This is a genomic window from Microbulbifer zhoushanensis (assembly GCF_021729055.1).
GTDB classification, from domain to species: domain Bacteria; phylum Pseudomonadota; class Gammaproteobacteria; order Pseudomonadales; family Cellvibrionaceae; genus Microbulbifer; species Microbulbifer zhoushanensis.
Map to the genome: position 1 here is coordinate 96417 of NZ_JAJSAO010000004.1, position 17648 is coordinate 114064.

At 61.5% G+C, this 17648-nt stretch carries 11 protein-coding genes; 2 read left to right on the plus strand and 9 right to left on the minus strand.

Features of this window, described 5'->3' with window-relative positions; translation table 11 throughout:
- Positions 1-339: 339 nt before the first annotated feature.
- Positions 340-4203 carry a phosphoribosylformylglycinamidine synthase gene (purL, locus tag LVD10_RS09135; protein WP_237063335.1) on the minus strand — a complete coding sequence of 1288 codons (3864 nt, stop codon included), beginning with the start codon at positions 4201-4203 and terminating at the stop codon, positions 340-342.
- Between the two features lie 454 nt (positions 4204-4657).
- On the opposite strand from purL, the gene mltF reads away from it, so the two are divergent.
- On the plus strand, positions 4658-6136 hold the full coding sequence (mltF, locus tag LVD10_RS09140) for a membrane-bound lytic murein transglycosylase MltF (protein WP_237063337.1): 1479 nt from the start codon (positions 4658-4660) through the stop codon (positions 6134-6136).
- A gap of 66 nt (positions 6137-6202) precedes the next feature.
- On the opposite strand, the gene LVD10_RS09145 is transcribed toward mltF, so the two are convergent.
- Together LVD10_RS09145 and LVD10_RS09150 are read right to left on the minus strand one after the other, a co-directional pair.
- Entirely contained in the window at positions 6203-7675 is a 1473-nt protein-coding gene (locus LVD10_RS09145) for a dihydrolipoyl dehydrogenase family protein (protein WP_237063339.1), read from the minus strand.
- 27 nt (positions 7676-7702) lie between these two features.
- Positions 7703-8389, minus strand: coding sequence for a TVP38/TMEM64 family protein (locus LVD10_RS09150; protein ID WP_237063341.1), 687 nt, complete (start codon positions 8387-8389; stop codon positions 7703-7705).
- A gap of 211 nt (positions 8390-8600) precedes the next feature.
- Here LVD10_RS09150 and gloA2 point away from each other — a divergent pair, with 211 nt between their 5' ends.
- Positions 8601-8984 carry an SMU1112c/YaeR family gloxylase I-like metalloprotein gene (gene gloA2 / locus LVD10_RS09155; RefSeq protein WP_232941353.1) on the plus strand — a complete coding sequence of 128 codons (384 nt, stop codon included), beginning with the start codon at positions 8601-8603 and terminating at the stop codon, positions 8982-8984.
- Positions 8985-9014: 30 nt separating this feature from the next.
- On the opposite strand, the gene LVD10_RS09160 is transcribed toward gloA2, so the two are convergent.
- The 6 genes from LVD10_RS09160 to LVD10_RS09185 all read right to left on the minus strand — a co-directional run bounded on the left by LVD10_RS09160 (position 9015) and on the right by LVD10_RS09185 (position 17468).
- Positions 9015-9458 carry a calponin homology domain-containing protein gene (locus LVD10_RS09160; protein ID WP_232941352.1) on the minus strand — a complete coding sequence of 148 codons (444 nt, stop codon included), beginning with the start codon at positions 9456-9458 and terminating at the stop codon, positions 9015-9017.
- A 119-nt stretch (positions 9459-9577) separates the two neighbouring features.
- Positions 9578-10450, minus strand: coding sequence for a succinate--CoA ligase subunit alpha (gene sucD, locus LVD10_RS09165; protein ID WP_232941351.1), 873 nt, complete (start codon positions 10448-10450; stop codon positions 9578-9580).
- A 2-nt stretch (positions 10451-10452) separates the two neighbouring features.
- Positions 10453-11619, minus strand: a complete 1167-nt coding sequence (sucC, locus tag LVD10_RS09170; protein ID WP_232941350.1) for an ADP-forming succinate--CoA ligase subunit beta — start codon at positions 11617-11619, stop codon at positions 10453-10455.
- 225 nt (positions 11620-11844) lie between these two features.
- Positions 11845-13287, minus strand: coding sequence for a dihydrolipoyl dehydrogenase (gene lpdA, locus LVD10_RS09175; protein WP_232941349.1), 1443 nt, complete (start codon positions 13285-13287; stop codon positions 11845-11847).
- Positions 13288-13354: 67 nt separating this feature from the next.
- Positions 13355-14563: a 2-oxoglutarate dehydrogenase complex dihydrolipoyllysine-residue succinyltransferase gene (odhB, locus tag LVD10_RS09180; RefSeq protein WP_232941348.1), complete on the minus strand. Its 1209-nt coding sequence runs from the start codon at positions 14561-14563 to the stop codon at positions 13355-13357.
- Positions 14564-14639: 76 nt separating this feature from the next.
- The gene (locus tag LVD10_RS09185) at positions 14640-17468 is read right to left on the minus strand and encodes a 2-oxoglutarate dehydrogenase E1 component (RefSeq protein WP_232941347.1); all 2829 of its coding nucleotides are present in this window, start codon (positions 17466-17468) and stop codon (positions 14640-14642) included.
- Between the last annotated feature and the right edge of the window lie 180 nt (positions 17469-17648).

Genomic DNA, 17648 nt, shown 5'->3' on the forward strand with positions numbered 1-17648 from the left:
CCAGCTGGCGCCGGCAGCGGACAGTGGGTAGCGATAAAAAGTGGAAATCTCTGCCTGCAACGCTGCTCCCGGGGCGGTGAGCGCAGGCTGGTGAATTCAGCGACTGGTTGCAGAAATTGCACCATATATAAAAAATTATTTTGGAATGACAGTTTAAGTGTAGCAGGAAATATGGATTTTTCCGGTCAATGCTGGACTTTCTGGCCATGCGACACTACGAACCCCCATCACCAGTGCAAATCCCGTTGCGGGCCTTTTGGCACAAAAACCCTCTTAACCCGGCATAAAAAAGCCCGCTCACTGAGCGGGCTTTCGGATTACCGGTGCGGTAACACGGTTTTAATCGACAAACACGCGCGCATTGCGGAACAGGCGCATCCAGCCGGAATCCTCTTCCCAGTCATCCGGATGCCAGCTGTTGCTGACGGCACGGGCGACCCGCTCCGGGTGCGGCATCATGATGGTGACGCGCCCGTCCTCGGAGCACAGCGAGGTAATACCGTTGGCCGAGCCATTTGGGTTGGCCGGGTAGGTCTCGGTGATCTGGCGATGGTTGTTCAGGTAGCGCATGGCGATGGTGCCGGATTTCTCGCAGGCTTCCAGAGCCTCCTGGTCCGGGAACTCCACCCGGCCCTCGCCGTGGGCAACCGCCACCGGCATCCAGGAACCGGCCATGTCGTTGAACAGCACCGACGGGGAATCTTCGATACCCACCAGCGCAAAACGCGCCTCGTACTGTTCGGACAGGTTACGCACAAAGCGCGGCCAGTGCGCCGCCCCGGGGATCAGCTCCTTGATCACGGAAAACATCTGGCAACCGTTACAGACTCCCAGGCCGAAGGTGTCCTGGCGATTGAAGAAGCCCTCGAACTGGTCGCGGGCGCGGTCATTAAAGAGGATGGTCTTGGCCCAGCCCTCACCGGCACCCAGCACGTCACCATAGGAGAAGCCCCCGCAGCCCACCAGGCCCTTGAACTCGTCCAGGGTAACGCGGCCGGCCAGGATATCGCTCATATGGACATCCACGGCGTTGAAGCCGGCACGATGGAAAGAGTGCGCCATCTCCACCTGGCTGTTGACGCCCTGCTCCCGCAGGATCGCCACGCGGGGGCGCTCGCCCTTCTTGATATAGGGCGCGCTGATATCCTCGTTGATGTCGTAGGTCAGGTTGACCGACAGGCCCGGGTCGTCGCGGGTAATCGCGGCGAATTCCTGTTCGGCGCACTCGGCGTTGTCGCGCAGGGACTGGACCTGGTAGCTGGTTTCGGACCAGGCCCGCTGCAGCTCGGCACGGGAGCGGCTGAAGAATTCGCGGCCACCGCGGGTGATACGCACATTGTCGTCGCGGTTCAGGTAGCCGATCTGGTGCGCCGGCACGCCCACAGCGCCGAAGCGCTGCACCAGGATTTCTGCCTCATTGGCAGGCACCTGCAGCACGGCGCCCAGCTCTTCGCTGAAGAGCGCCGCAATCACGTCCTCACCCAGCTCGTAGATATCCACATCCACCCCGGTGCGCCCGGCGAAGCACATCTCGGCCAGGGTCACGAACAGCCCGCCGTCGGAGCGGTCGTGGTAGGCGAGGATGATGTCCTCTTCCAGCGCCTCCTGCATGACCTCGAAGAAACCCTTCAGCAGTCGGGCATCATCCAGGTCCGCGGGCTTGTCACCCAGCTGGTTGAAAACCTGCGCCAGGCAGGAACCGCCCAGGCGGTTCTTGCCCGCACCCAGGTCGACGAATACCAGCTCGCTGTCGCGCCCGACCTTGAGCTGCGGGGTCACGGTCTTGCGTACGTCCGTGACCGGCGAGAATGCGGAGATGACCAGGGACAGGGGGGCCGTGACCGCCTTGTCCAGGCCGGCATCATTCCAGGCGGTGCGCATGGACATGGAATCCTTGCCCACCGGGATGGTGATACCCAGCTCCGGACACAGCTCCATACCCACCGCTTCCACGGTGCGGAAGAGCTTCTCTTCCTCACCGGGGTGGCCAGCGGCGCACATCCAGTTGGCAGACAGCTTGATATCCGACAGCTTGCCGATACGGGCGGCAGCGATATTGGTGATCGCCTCGCCCACCGCCAGGCGACCGGACGCGGGGGCATCCAGCAGGGCCACCGGGGTGCGCTCCCCCATGGCCATGGCCTCGCCGGCGTAGCTGTCGTAAGCCACGGTGGTGACGGCACAATCCGCCACCGGCACCTGCCAGGGGCCAACCATCTGGTCGCGGGCCACCTGCCCGGTCACGGTGCGGTCGCCGATGGTGATCAGGAAGCTCTTGCTGGCCACGGTGGGCAGGCGCAGGACACGGTCCACCGCCTCGTCCAGCTCGATATCCTCGGTCACGAACGGGGTGGTGCTGACCTTGCGCTTGTCGGCCTTGCGATGCATCTTCGGCGGCTTGCCGAACAGTACCGACATGGGCAGGTCGACGGGCTTCGCCTCAAATTTCTTGTCGTTGAGCAGCAGGTGCTTGTCTTCGGTGGCCTCGCCCACCACCGCGTAGGGCGCGCGCTCCCGCGCACAGATCTGCTCGAACTTCTCCAGGTCGTCCGGCATCACGGCGAGAACATAGCGTTCCTGGGACTCGTTGCACCAGATTTCCAGCGGGCTCATGCCCGGCTCGTCACAGGGAACGTTGCGCAGCTCGAACTTGCCGCCGGTGCCGCCGTCCTTCACCAGCTCGGGGAAGGCATTGGACAGACCGCCGGCACCCACGTCGTGGATAAATGCAATCGGGTTTTTGTCGCCCAGCTGCCAGCACTGGTCGATCACTTCCTGGCAGCGGCGCTCGATTTCCGGGTTCTGGCGCTGCACCGAGGCAAAGTCCAGGTCCTCGGAACTGGTGCCACTGGCCATACTGGAAGCTGCACCGCCGCCCAGGCCGATCAGCATGGCCGGGCCCCCGAGCACCACCAGTTTGGCGCCGGGAGCGAATTCCGGCTTGTCGATGTGCTCTTCGCGGATATTGCCGTAGCCGCCGGCGATCATGATGGGCTTGTGGTAGCCGCGGCGCTCGCCGTCGAAATCATCCTCGAAGGTACGGAAGTAACCGCAGATATTCGGGCGGCCGAACTCATTGTTGAACGCAGCGCCACCAATGGGCCCCTCAATCATGATGTCCAGCGCGGTAACGATGCGCTCGGGCTTGCCATAGTCCACTTCCCACGGCTGCAGGTAACCGGGGATCTGCAGGTTGGAGACAGTAAAGCCGGTCAGCCCCACCTTGGGCTTGGAGCCGCGGCCCACGGCACCCTCATCGCGGATCTCGCCACCGGCACCGGTACCGGCGCCCGGGAAGGGTGCGATGGCAGTCGGGTGGTTGTGGGTCTCCACCTTCATCAGCATATGGATCGGCTCCTGGCTGAAGCCGTACTCGCGGGACTCCGGGTCCGGGTAGAAGCGGCCGGCTTCAGAGCCGGTGACCACCGCCGCGTTGTCCGCGTAGGCGGACAGCACGTTGTCACCCCCCTTCTGGTAGGTATTGCGGATCATGCCGAACAGGGACAGGTCCTGGTCCTCGCCGTCAATGGTCCAGCTGGCGTTGAAGATCTTGTGGCGGCAGTGCTCCGAGTTCGCCTGGGCGAACATCATCAGCTCCACGTCGGTGGGATTGCGCTCCAGCTCCTCGAAGCTCTTCAGCAGGTAATCGATCTCGTCGTCCGCCAGCGCCAGGCCCAGGCTCACGTTGGCCTCTTCGAGGGCATTGCGACCGCCGTCCAGCAGGTCCACGGTGCCCAACCGGCGCGGCTTCTCGACCTGGAACAGCTGCTCGGCCTGGTCGAAGTCGGACAGCACACTCTCGACCATACGGTCGTGCAACTGGGCAGCCAGCGCCTCCCGTTCAGCGCCGGTTAACTGGATACCGGTAAGGTAGTAGGCAACACCACGTTCCAGCCGGTGGATCTGCTCGAGGCCGGCGTTATGGGCGATATCGGTGGCCTTGGAGGACCAGGGAGAGATAGTGCCGGGGCGCGGCACCACCAGCAGCAGCTCGCCTTCGGGCTTGTGCTTTTCCTCGGTGGGGCCGTACTGCAACAGGCGCTCCAGCAGCGCCTCTTCCTTTTTGTCCAGCTTGTCGGTATCGGCAAAATGCACGAACTCGGCGTAGACATCTTCGATCGCGGGCTGCAGGGAACGCAGCTGGCTGAGTAACTTTTGGTGGCGGAATTTCGACAGTGCGGGAGCACCACGCAGAACTAGCATCGCGGGAGTTTGCCTCTTGTCTGAATGTGAGAATCGGCGCGCCAGGTGTCGCACCGCGCCCCCGGGAGAGCGCCCGGGGTTGGGAAGGGCGCAATTGTACCCGAACCGCGGCGACTCCAACACTGTCCAAGTATGGTTATCCGCCCGGCGAGAGCCAGCTCCCGGACGCCCAAAGCACCCGGCTGCAGCCGGGCAGGAAAAAGGCGGCGGGTTCAACGTGATGTGGTTCTCCGCGCCGCTGGGACCCAGTCGGCCATACTAGACTTGCTGGGTAAGTACAAGTAGCCAGATCACAAAGCAAAAACCCGCCAGCGAGCAATTTCTCGCCATATGGGTTAGAATCGCGGACCTTTTGCCGGACCGGCCATGCTCAGGATGAGCTCCACCGGCAACCGCTGGCGCGAAAGCGCACCGATGAAAGCGATAAGAACTAAGGGACTAGAGGGGACTGTTTATGATCATGAAAAGCCGCATGTTGCGATACAGCCGCCGCCTGGCCAAGGGCCTGGCGCTGGCCTGCTGTGCCTCGCTGATCGTGGCGAGCAAGGCCCCGGACACGCTCGAGCAGGTCAAAGCGGCCGGCAAGCTGGTGGTCCTGTCCCAGAATGGTCCCACTACTTATTACGAGGATGCCTCCGGCACCCATACCGGGTTCGAGTATGGCCTGCTGCGGGCCTTCGCCGAAGACCTGGGCGTGGACCTGGAGATTCGCGACGTTCACGACCTGGACGAGATCTTCACCCGCCTCGACTCCCCGGCAGAGGGCGCCCACCTGGCGGCGGCAGGCCTGACTGTCACCCCCATGCGCCGGGACCAGGTGCGCTTTACCCCCTCCTATTTTGAGATCCGCCAGCAGGTGATCTATCGCCTGGGCGAGAAACGCCCGCGCTCAGTGGGCGACCTGCAGGGCAAGCAGGTGGCGGTGATCGCCGGCAGCGCCCACGCCGAGCAACTGCGCCAGCTATCCGGCCGCTACCCCGACCTGCAGTGGGACGAGATCTCCGATGTCGACGCCATGGAACTGGTGGAAATGGTCGATGAGGGCAAATACCCCTACGCGGTGGTGGATTCCAATGCCTATGCCGTGCACCGTGGCCTCTACCCCAACACCCATATCGGCTTCAACCTGACGCAGTTCCAGCCTGTGGCCTGGGCATTCCCCCGCGGCGAGGATGACAGCCTCTACCGGGCAGCCCGCAATTTCATGCTACGCGCCAACACCAACGGTACGGTGGCGGAGCTGCGGGAGAAGTTCTTCGGCCATGTCAGCGAGATGAACGTGGGCGGCGCCCAGGCCTTTGCCAAGAGCACCCGCGAGCGCCTGCCCCAGTGGCGCGAGACCATGGAAAAAGTCGCTGACCAGTACGAGCTGGACTGGCACCTGCTGGCCGCCCTCAGTTACCAGGAATCCCACTGGAATCCCAAGGCTCGGTCCCGCACCGGCGTCCGCGGACTGATGATGCTGACCCGCGGCACCGCGCGGGAGCTGGGCGTCGACCGGATGGACCCGGTCGAGAGTATCGAGGGTGGCGCCCGCTATATCGTCGAGCTTCGCAACAAGATTCCCGAGCGTATCCGCGAACCGGACCGCACCTGGATGGCCCTGGCCGCCTACAATGTGGGCTACGGCCACCTGGAGGATGCGCGGGTGCTGACCGAGAAGATGGGCGGTAACCCGGACCTGTGGACCGATGTCCGCGAGCGCCTGCCGCTGCTGGCCAAGCGCCAGTATTACAAGGGCACCAGGCACGGCTACGCCCGCGGCTGGGAACCGGTGACCTACGTACAGAATATCCGCCACTACCAGGCACTGCTGACCTGGAACAGCCGTATCGAGGAACAGCGCCTGGCCGAGGCCGCCAATGATGCGGCCAATGAAGAGGCCCTGGCTGACAACGGGCCGCTCGAGAGCGGTGCCATACCGGCCTTCTGAATCCCCTCCCCTGTCCGAAGCAGTACCCGAGGCGGCGGGCTATGCCCGCCCAGCCTCACCCTCTTCCTAGCCACGCCGCCAGCGGTGGAATCGCTCTAGTAAACCAAGCACGCCCTGTGGCGCGTGGGCGCGTTTCCAGTTGCCGGCCACGAAGCGGTTGGCCTCCATCATGGTGGGATAGATATGGATAGTGCCCAGCAGCTTGTTGAGGCCCAGGCCGTGCTTCATCGCCAGCACGAACTCCGCAATCAGCTCACCGGCGTTTTCACCCACGATGGTTGCCCCGAGGATCCTGTCCTTGCCCGGTACCGTGAGGACTTTGACAAAGCCCCGGGCGGAACCGTCGACGATAGCCCGGTCCAGGTCGTTGAGGTCGTAGCGGGTCACGGTGTAGGGGACACCATCGGCGCTGGCCTGGTGTTCACTGAGGCCCACGCTGGCCACCTCCGGGTCGACAAAGACCGCCCGCGGTACCAGGGAGTAATCCACACGGAATTTCTTCAGGTCGCCAAACAGGCCGTTCACCGCCGCGTACCAGGCCTGGTGCGATGCCATATGGGTAAACTGGTAGGGGCCCACCAGGTCACCTGCGGCGAGAATATGGCCGATCTCCGTACGCAGGAAATCATCGGTAAGCATATGGCCGTCCTTCACCAGGCCCAGCTCCTCCAGCCCCAGGCCGGTGACCCTTGGCCGGCGCCCCAGCGCCAGTAACAGCTGATCGAACTCCAGCGTGGTTTCGCCGCCGTGGCCGGACACCGTCACCCGGCCACCACTGCCGTCGCGGGGCAGGAAACCGGTTGCCTTGCAGCCCGTGAGCACTTTCACTCCGCCAGCCACCAGGGATTCCTCCACGGCCTCGGATACCTCGGCATCTTCCGCCGGCAATAGTCGCGGGGCCATTTCCACTACCGTGACACTGGAGCCCAGCCGCGAAAAGGCCTGGGCCAGCTCACAGCCGATGGCACCGCCACCCAGCACGACAAACTTTTCCGGGGCCCGCTCCAGGCTGGCAAACCGCTGCCACAGCGTCTCGCTGGTAACGTAGTCCACCTGGTCCAGGCCGGGCAGTGGCGGCACCAGCGGTTCGGCACCAGTGGCGAGTACGATCGCACGTGCAGTAAGTACTCGCTCACCACCACTATTGAGACGGATTTTCACCGTCCAGGGGTCCACCAGCTGCGCCCTGCCCTGCACCACATCCACACCCAGCCCGGTGTAGCGCTCCACACTGTCGTGGGGCTCGATGCTTTCGATGGACGAACGTACATGGCGCATGACCGCTGGAAAATCGATCTCCGGCTCTGCCAGTTTTACCCCGAAGTCCGCTGCCTGCCGGGCACCATGGGCCACTCGCGCGCACTTGATCAGCGCCTTACTGGGCACACAGCCGGTATTCAGGCAGTCACCGCCCATGGGACCGGCCTCCACCAGGGTTACACTGGCCTTGATCGCTGCAGCGATGTAGGCACTCACCAGCCCGGCAGAACCGGCGCCAATCACGATCAGGTTGCGGTCGAACTTCTTGGGCTTGGCCACATCTGCCTCACTTGTCAGTGGGTTGCTTCAGGATTCACGGGCGCGGTAACGCTCGATTGCGTTCAGGACTTTCTTCGCCAGCAGCGGGAACACTCCCAGCAGGACAAAGGACAGTACCAGCCCCGGGGACAGGATATCGCCGGGACTGTCCACCTGCGCCAGCTGGGTACCGGCATTCACGTATACGAACGTCGCAGGCAGCATCCCCAGCTGGCTGACCCAGTAGAAAGTCCAGGTGGGGATCCGCGTGAGCCCCATGACGATATTGATGATGAAGAAAGGAAACACCGGCACCAGGCGCAGGGCAAACAGGTAAAAAGCCCCCTCCCGCGCCATCCCTCGATGGATAGCCTCCAGGCGATCGCCAAAACGTGCCTGCACCCAGTCGTGCAGCAGGTAACGGGAGACCAGGAATGCCAGGGTAGCGCCGAACGTGGACGCAAAGGAAGTAATGACAGAGCCCCACAGCAAGCCAAACAGTGCCCCCGCCGCCAGCGACATGATAGCCGCCCCGGGCAGGGAAAGTGCGGTAACCAGGATGTAGAGCGCTGCGAAGAGTAGCGCCACCAGCAGCGGCGACTGGCGCTGCCACTGGGCAAACTGGGCCTGCCCCTGTTTCAGGCTTTCCAGCGTCAGGTACTGGTTCAGGTCAAAGGCGAAAAAGCCAATGCCCAGGAGCAGCAGCAATGCAATCAGGACAATTTTCTTGGTCAAAATATGCTTCCCCAATCGGGATCAAAAGCCAGGAATACTTGTACGTCGTATCGAGTCAGGGGGATTACCTTTCCATTTCCGACACCAGGGCATCCTTCCATAACAGGACCGGATTTGCATCTGTCGCCGGGTTTCTGGAATTCTTACAGTTCAGGGTAAGTGCCGATAGAACCCGGCACCAATAAAAATCCCAAAAGCTTGGAACAGGAAGATGCTGGAAGGTATACACCACGCTGCCATTATCTGCTCGGATTACAGCGTGTCCCGCCATTTCTACACCGAGGTCCTGGGCCTCAAAATACGCGCAGAGAACTACCGGTCAGAGCGTGATTCCTGGAAACTCGACCTGGCTCTGCCTGACGGAAGCCAGGTTGAGCTCTTCTCATTCCCGGGCGCGCCCCCGCGCCCAAGCTATCCGGAAGCACAGGGCCTGAGGCACCTGGCATTCCGGGTGTCAGAGCTGGAACCGGCGATCGCGCAACTGGAAAGGGGCGGCATCGCGGTCGAGCCGGTGCGGACAGACGAATATACCGGCAGGCGCTTCACGTTTTTCAGTGATCCCGACGGCCTGCCGCTGGAGCTCTACGAACAGTAGAAATACGGTTTCATTTTCCAGGTCGGCGAGTCACTCGACAGCGAGGGCACTGGCAAGGCGTTCACCATCAAAATGCTTCTCCAGTCCACTGAGATAGCCCTGTACATCCGGATTAGCCATCAAGCCCTGCATCGCGACCTGGCCTAAAACAGCAAAGCTCGTTTCGAAGGCATTCTTTCCCTCGTACTTGATTGCCTGGGCGGTCTCGTCCTTACAGCGGTCAGCGAGCAGATCCATTACCAGACCGGCGGCATCCTTATTCATCTGCGACGCCTGTGCCGGGGAAATGTTTGCAAGGTTTTTTACATCCGGATGGGATGACATGGCCGCATACAGCCACTGGATAAACAGCGTCTTATCCGAGTCACTGGTTTCATGGACCAGACACTTGGACATTTCGTCAGTAAACGGGCCCGCGAAGGCCTGTGATGACAGGATACCCAGTAGCAGTAAGGCACGAGTGAAGGTTTTCATGGCGTCCTCTTGGCTGCTTTATGCAGCGGCTTAGTTTTTATCCAGAACTTTATAGCATGCTGCGCAGGCATAAAAAAAGCCGCCCGAGGGCGGCTTTTTTGCTCGAAAGCAGCGACTGGTTACCAGCCGGTTACTTCCTTCAGTGCGTCACCGATCTGCGCCAGGGAGCGCACGGTTTTGACACCGGCGTCTTCCAGGGCGGCGAACTTCTCGTCGGCAGTGCCTTTACCACCGGAGATGATCGCACCAGCGTGGCCCATGCGCTTGCCGGGAGGAGCAGTAACACCGGCAATGTAGGAAACCACCGGCTTGGTGACATTTTCCTTGATGTAAGCGGCAGCCTCTTCTTCCGCGGTACCGCCGATCTCACCGATCATCACGATAGCCTCGGTAGCCGGGTCCTTCTCGAACATCTCCAGGATGTCGATAAAGTTGGAGCCCGGGATGGGGTCGCCACCGATGCCCACGCAGGTGGACTGGCCGAAGCCGTGGTCGGTGGTCTGCTTGACCGCTTCGTAGGTCAGGGTACCGGAACGGGACACGATGCCCACTTTGCCCGGCTTGTGGATATGGCCCGGCATGATGCCGATCTTGCACTCACCCGGAGTGATCACACCCGGGCAGTTCGGGCCGATCAGGCGCACGCCCAGTTCGTCGCACTTAACCTTGGCATCCAGCATGTCCATGGTAGGAATGCCTTCGGTGATGCACACGATCAGCTTGATGCCGCCGTTGGCTGCTTCCAGGATGGAGTCCTTACAGAAAGGCGCCGGTACGTAGATTACGGACGCTTCTGCACCGGTGGCTTCAACCGCTTCTTTTACGGTGTTGAAGACCGGCAGGCCCAGGTGCTCCTGGCCGCCCTTGCCCGGGGTCACGCCGCCGACCATCTTCGTGCCGTACTCGATCGCCTGCTCGGAGTGGAAAGTGCCCTGGGAGCCGGTGAAGCCCTGGCAGATTACCTTGGTGTCTTTGTTAATCAGTACTGACATGATTATTTACCCTCCGCAGCTTTAACAACCTGCTCGGCAGCGTCAGTCAGGCTCTTGGCTGCAATAATGTTCAGTCCGCTGTCCGCCAGAACCTTGGCGCCCAGCTCGGCGTTATTACCTTCCAGGCGCACGACAACCGGCACCTTCACGCCAACTTCTTCCACTGCACCGATCACGCCTTCGGCGATCAGGTCGCAACGCACGATACCGCCGAAGATATTGATCAGGACGGCCTTGACGTTCTCGTCGGACAGGATGATCTTGAAAGCTTCAACCACACGCTCCTTGGTAGCGCCGCCACCAACGTCGAGGAAGTTGGCCGGGCTGCCGCCGTGCAGGTTAACGATATCCATGGTACCCATGGCCAGGCCGGCACCGTTCACCATGCAGCCGATGTTGCCGTCCAGGGCCACGTAGTTCAGGTCCCACTTGGCAGCGTGAGCTTCACGGGCGTCTTCCTGGGACGGATCGTGCATTTCGCGCAGGTCCGCATGGCGGTACAGCGCGTTGCTGTCGATCACAACCTTGGCGTCCAGGCAGTGCAGGTTCTTCTCGGGAGTGATTACCAGCGGGTTGATTTCCAGCAGCGCCAGGTCCTTTTCCTCGAACATCTTGGCGAGGCCCAGGAAAATCTTGGTGAACTGCTTGATCTGGTTACCTTCCAGGCCCAGCTTGAACGCCAGCTCGCGCGCCTGGTAGGGCTGCGCGCCGGTCAGCGGGTCGACGGTGGCCTTGAGGATTTTTTCCGGAGTCTCTTCCGCTACCTTCTCGATTTCAACGCCGCCCTCGGTGGAGGCCATGAAAACGATGCGACGGGTGGAGCGATCGACTACCGCGCCCAGGTACAGTTCCTGGTCGATATCTGTGCAGCTCTCGACCAGGATGCGGGAAACCGGCTGGCCGTTCTCGTCTGTCTGGTAGGTAACCAGGTTGTTACCCAGCCACTTGCGGGAAAACTCCTCGATCTCGGCAGTGGAGTCCACCAGCTTTACACCGCCGGCCTTGCCGCGGCCACCGGCGTGTACCTGGGCTTTTACCACCCACTTGTCGCCGCCAATTTCCTTCGCTGCCGCCACTGCTTCTGCCGGGGTTTCCGCTGCAATACCTTTGGAAACCGGCAATCCGTATTCCGCAAACAGTTGTTTGCCCTGATACTCATGCAAGTTCATAGTCAATACCAATTCACATTTGAAATGTGTTTACCAATTGCAGATCACTCTGCACCTAAGAACAAAATTCGAAATTCCCGTCGTTGCAAATTTCAAATTCTGGGTCCATTGCCGGGGCAATGTTGCGCGGCGGGAGTTGCCGCGCACCGCCGGGAAGATATATTCCCGGCAGAAAAACGGTGGGGCGGTAAAACCGCCCCACCCTTCGCGACCGGAGGGCCGCTCTTACTTGCGCTTCTTGCGGTTGGCGATATGAATGGCGTGGCCATTCGCCGCCAGTGCCGCTTCCTTCACCGCCTCGGACAGGGTCGGGTGACCGAATACGGTCATACCGATGTCCTCGGCGCTGGAGCCGAACTCCATAGCAATTGCCACCTGCTGCACCAGGTCCGCCGCAGACGGGCCAACGATGTGCGCGCCGAGGACACGGTCGGTCTCGGCGTGGGCGATGATCTTGACCATGCCGCTGGTGTCGTTGGCAGCCATGGCACGGCCGGAGGCGGCAAACGGGAAGACACCCACATTGTAGGGCTCGCCCTCGGATTTCACCTGTTCTTCGGTCATGCCCACTGCGGCCACTTCCGGATGGGTGTAAATCACGTTGGGGATGACGTCGTAGTTCATCATCGGCTTCTGGCCGGCGATGCGCTCGGCGACAACCACGCCCTCTTCAGAGGCCTTGTGTGCCAGCATCGGGCCGCGCACCACGTCACCTACCGCCCACACACCCGGTGCAGAAGTCATGCACAGGTCATTGACGTAGATGAAGCCGCGCTCGTCCAGCTTCACATCGGCATCTTCGGACAGCAGGCCCTCGGTGTAGGGGCGACGGCCCACGCACACGATCAGCTTGTCGAAGGTTTCCTGCTGTTCATTGCCGTCCTTGTCCTCGTAGGTAACGACAACCTCGTCGCCCTTAACCTCGGAGCCGGTCACACGGCAGGAAAGACGGATGTCCAGGCCCTGCTTCTTGAAGATCTTCTGGGATTCCTTGGCGATCTGCTGGTCCATCACCGACAGGAACTTGTCCAGCGCTTCCAGAACCACCACATCGGAACCCAGGCGGCTCCATACGGAACCGAGCTCCAGGCCGATAACACCGGCGCCAATCACGCCCAGGCGCTTCGGCACCTTGTCGAACTCCAGCGCACCGGTGGAGTCAACGATAATCTTGTTGTCGACCGGGGCCGGCGGAATATTGATGGGCACGGAACCGGAAGCCAGGATGATATTGTCGGCTTCGTAAGTGGTGGCCTTGCCATCGTTGTCGGTCACTTCCACTTTCTTGTTGGCCAGCAGCTTGCCGGTACCTTCAATAGAGGTCACCTTGTTGGCAGTAAACAGGCCTGCGACGCCGCCGGTCAGCTTCTTGACGATATCGTCCTTGCGGCCGAGCATTTTCGGCACGTCAATCTTGACCTTGCTGGTCTCGATACCGTGAACGTCGAGGGAGTCTTTTGCCTCGTGATACTTCCAGGAGCTGTCCAGCAGGGCCTTGGAGGGAATACAGCCAACGTTCAGGCAGGTGCCGCCATTGACGACCTTACCGTCCTTGTTGGTCCACTTTTCCACACAGGCGGTTTTCAGGCCCAGTTGTGCGGCGCGGATTGCAGCTACGTATCCCCCCGGACCGGAGCCAATTACGATTACGTCAAATTTGTCCGACATGATCAGTTCCAAATATTCGTGAATGAGTTGGAGCCTGCTTGCAGGCCCCTACAGTCAAAGGCGGTTCTTATACTTCCAGCAGGATGCGCGCCGGATCCTCAATCATTTCCTTGATTGCCACCAGGAAGCCCACTGCTTCCTTGCCATCGATCAGGCGGTGGTCGTAGGACAGCGCCAGGTACATCATCGGCAGGATTTCCACCTTGCCATCGACTGCCATCGGGCGCTCCTGGATCTTGTGCATGCCCAGGATCGCGGTCTGCGGCGGGTTCAGGATCGGCGTGGACAGCAGGGATCCGAATACGCCACCGTTGGTGATGGTAAAGGTACCGCCGGTCATTTCCTCGATGGACAGCTTGCCGTCGCGGGCACGCAGGCCCAGGTCGCGGATATTGTTTTCCATATCCGCCAGGCCCATGTTCTCGGCATTGCGCAGGATCGGCACCACCAGGCCCTTGGGCGAGGACACGGCCACGCCGATATCCTGGTAACCGTGGTAGACGATGTCGTCACCATCGATGGAGGCGTTTACCGCGGAGTAGCGCTTCAGGGCCTCGACTGCGGCCTTGACGAAGAAGCCCATAAAGCCCAGGCGGGTGCCGTTGTGGGTCTTCTCGAACAGGTCCTTGTAGTTCTTGCGCAGGTCCATGATCGGCTTCATGTTCACCTCGTTGAAGGTGGTGAGCATGGCCGTGGACTGGGAGGCATCCAGCAGGCGCTCGGCGATACGCTTGCGCATGCGGGTCATGGGAACGCGCTTCTCGACGCGCTCGCCCTCGGCAACCGGAGCCTCGGCAGCGGCTGCCGCCGGTGCCGCGGCCGGGGCCTTCTCTGCTTTCTGCACGTCTTCCTTGGTAATGCGCCCGCCCTTGCCGGTGCCCTTGACGGAGCCCAGGTCGACGCCCTTTTCGTCAGCCAGCTTGCGCGCGGCAGGGTTTACCAGCTGGTCGCCGCCCTTGGAGGAAGGCTCTTCTTCCTTCTCCTCAGCTTTTTCCTCGGCTTTCTCTTCCTTGGCCTCACCGCCGGCGCTGCCGCCAGCACCTTCCTCGAACTTGGCGATCACCTCGTTGGACTCGACGGTATCGCCCTCGTCCTTGATGATTTCGCTGAGGGCGCCGTCCGCGGGTGCAACCACTTCCAGCACCACCTTGTCGGTTTCGATGTCCACGATCAGTTCATCGCGGGATACAGCCTCGCCGGGCTTTTTATGCCAGGTGGCAACGGTGCCATCCTGAACGGATTCCGGGAACGTTGGCGCTTTAATCTCGATCGTCATTGGTCCTGTTTCCTGAGATTGACTCTTGGGCGCCCCTTTCGGGGAACGCCCATTATTTGCTAATTACTGCCGCCCTTTACTTGACGGTCAGCGCCTCATTGATGAACTGGTTCTGTTCTTCCAGGTGCGTGGACATATAGCCCGCAGCCGGCGCGGCGGAAGCCGCACGGCCCACGTATTCCAGTTCCAGCTTGGGATGCTCTTCCGCCAGCAGCCGGCGCAGGTGATGCTGGCTGTGATACCAGGCGCCCTGGTTCATCGGCTCTTCCTGGCACCAGGCCACGCTCTCGAGGTTTTTGTACGCGGACACCGCGTCGACAAACTCCTCGTCCGGGAACGGATACAGCTGCTCGATGCGCACCAGCGCCACGTCCTCCTGCTCGCGCTCCATGCGCGCTTCCAGCAGATGGTAGTAGACCTTGCCGGAGCACAGGACCAGGCGCTTGACCTTGGCCGGGTCGACATTGTCATCCTGGATGACATTGTGGAACTTGCCGTTGGCCAGCTCATCCAGGGTGGAGGTCGCAAGCTTGTGGCGCAGGATCCACTTCGGGCTCATGATCACCAGCGGGCGGCGCATGGGGCGGATTGCCTGGCGACGCAGCAGGTGGAAGATCTGTGCCGGGGTGGTGGCGTTACACACCTGGATATTGTGCTCGGCGCACAGCTGCATAAAGCGCTCGAGGCGCGCGGAGGAGTGCTCCGGTCCCTGGCCCTCATAGCCGTGGGGCAGCAGCATCACCAGGCCACACATCCGGCCCCACTTGTGCTCACCGGAAGTGATGAACTGGTCGATCACCACCTGCGCACCATTGGCAAAGTCACCGAACTGGGCTTCCCAGACAATCAGCGACTTGGGCGTGGTAGTGGCATAGCCGTATTCAAACGCCAGCACGCCCTCCTCGGACAGCAGCGAGTCATAGATGTAGAACTCCGGCTGGCCGTCGTACATATTCTGCAACGGCACATAGCAGGAGCCATCTTTCTGGCTGTGCACCACCGCGTGGCGATGGGAGAAGGTACCGCGACGCACATCCTCGCCGGTCAGCCGGACCATATAGCCCTGCTCCAGGAGGGTGCCGTAGGCCAGGGTCTCGGCCATGCCCCAGTTAAGCGGGGATGCGCCGCCAGCCATCTTGCGGCGGTCTTCGTAGATCTTGGATACCTGGCGCTGCAGCACAACACCGTCGGGGATATCCGTCATGCGACGGGCCACGTCCTTCAGCTTGGGCAGCTCGAAAGACGTGTCACCCGGGGTGGTCCAGTCGTGGTTCAGGTAAGGGCTCCAGTCCACGAACATGGTTTCATCCGGCTGCTTCACCAGGCCGGTGGCCACGTCCTCACCCTTGTCCAGCTTGTCGCGGTAATCACTGGCAAGCTTGTCGGCGGCAGATTTGTCCAGCACACCCTCATTGACCAGCTTCTCCGCATACAGGGTGCGGGTGGTCTTGTGCTTGCGGATAGTCTGGTACATCAGCGGCTGGGTGCCGGACGGGTCGTCAGTCTCGTTGTGGCCGCGGCGGCGGTAGCACACCAGGTCGATGACGATATCTTTCTTGAACTCGTAGCGGTAATCGACGGCCAGCAGTGCCGCCAGCACCACCGCCTCGGGATCGTCGCCGTTCACATGCAGTACCGGGGCGTCGATCATCTTGGCCACGTCGGTACAGTATTCAGTGGAGCGGGCATCCTCGCGCTTGCTGGTGGTGAAGCCCACCTGGTTGTTCAGCACGATATGGATGCTGCCGCCGGTGTAATAACCGCGGGTCTGGGACATCTGCAGGGTTTCCTGCACCACACCCTGGCCGGCAAAGGCGGCGTCACCATGGATATTGATCGGCATCACCTTCTCACCGGTACCGTCGCTGCGGCGGTCCTGGCGGGCGCGCACGGAGCCGACCACAACCGGTGCACAGATTTCCAGGTGCGACGGGTTAAATGCCAGCGCCAGGTGAACCTCTCCACCCGGGGTCATCACGTTGGAAGAGAAGCCCTGGTGGTACTTAACATCACCGGAGGTGTCCAGGGTCTTCTTGCCCTCGAACTCCTCGAACAGGTCGGCCGGGTTCTTACCCAGGATGTTGACCAGGGTGTTCAGGCGGCCGCGGTGGGCCATGCCCATCACCACTTCCTTCACACCGTAGGTACCGGAGCGGCGGATCAGGGCGTCCAGCATCGGGATCAGGCTCTCGCCCCCCTCGACACCGAAGCGCTTGGTGCCCGGGTACTTGGAATCCAGGTGGCGCTCCAGGCCCTCAGCGGCGGACAGGCGCTGCAGTATCTCAGTCTGGATTTCAGCACCGAAATTGGGCTTGCTCTGGCTACGCTCGAGGCGCTGCTGGAACCACTGCTGCTCATCCAGGTTGGAGAGATGCATGATCTCGGCGCCAAGGTTGCCACAGTAGGTGCGCTCGAGGCCCTCGACAATTTCACGCAGGGTCGCCTCGCCGCTGCCGAAGAACAGGCCGCCAGTCTGGAAGGTGGTATCGAAATCCCCTTCGGTCAGGCCGTGGTAGTTCAGCTGCAGGTCGGGCACCTGCTCGCGCGCCATCAGTCCCAGCGGGTCCAGGGTGGCCTTCTTGTGGCCGCGGTGGCGATAGGAACTGATCAATTGCAGGACTTTAACCTGCTTGCGCTCGTGTTCGATATTGACGGCGCCGGCACCGGGTGCGGCCAGCGGGCGGGTACGGTTTTTGGCCAGGAGCTCAAAGTGGGCGCGTACCGCTGCGTGGGACACGTCGCCACCGCTCTGGACCCGGGGCAGGCTGTCGAAGTAACTGCGCCACTCCTCCGGCACGGCACTGGGGTCGTGCAGATAGGTCTCGTACAGTTCCTCCACATAAGCGGCGTTCCCCCCCGATATATGGGAAGTGCGCCACAGCTGCTCCATGGTGCTTTCGTGCATGTTGATGCCTACCTCGATTGCAGCGGGGCCTCAGCATGGGCCTTTGCACTGCGCGTTCCTTTCACTCACAAAAGGGGAGGCGCCAAAAAGTCACCTCCCCTTTTCATCTTGGTACCGGCTCGCTGGCCGATTTTCTTGTAGTGGATGGGCGCCTGCTCTGGCGCCAGCCCCGTACGGGGG

Coding starts and splice junctions, on each gene's coding strand:
- purL (WP_237063335.1), bottom strand. CDS start 4,203: ATGCTAGTTCTGCGTGGTGCTCCCGCACTGTCGAAATTCCGCCACCAA.
- mltF (WP_237063337.1), top strand. CDS start 4,658: ATGATCATGAAAAGCCGCATGTTGCGATACAGCCGCCGCCTGGCCAAG.
- gloA2 (WP_232941353.1), top strand. CDS start 8,601: ATGCTGGAAGGTATACACCACGCTGCCATTATCTGCTCGGATTACAGC.
- LVD10_RS09160 (WP_232941352.1), bottom strand. CDS start 9,458: ATGAAAACCTTCACTCGTGCCTTACTGCTACTGGGTATCCTGTCATCA.
- sucD (WP_232941351.1), bottom strand. CDS start 10,450: ATGTCAGTACTGATTAACAAAGACACCAAGGTAATCTGCCAGGGCTTC.
- sucC (WP_232941350.1), bottom strand. CDS start 11,619: ATGAACTTGCATGAGTATCAGGGCAAACAACTGTTTGCGGAATACGGA.
- lpdA (WP_232941349.1), bottom strand. CDS start 13,287: ATGTCGGACAAATTTGACGTAATCGTAATTGGCTCCGGTCCGGGGGGA.
- odhB (WP_232941348.1), bottom strand. CDS start 14,563: ATGACGATCGAGATTAAAGCGCCAACGTTCCCGGAATCCGTTCAGGAT.
- LVD10_RS09185 (WP_232941347.1), bottom strand. CDS start 17,468: ATGCACGAAAGCACCATGGAGCAGCTGTGGCGCACTTCCCATATATCG.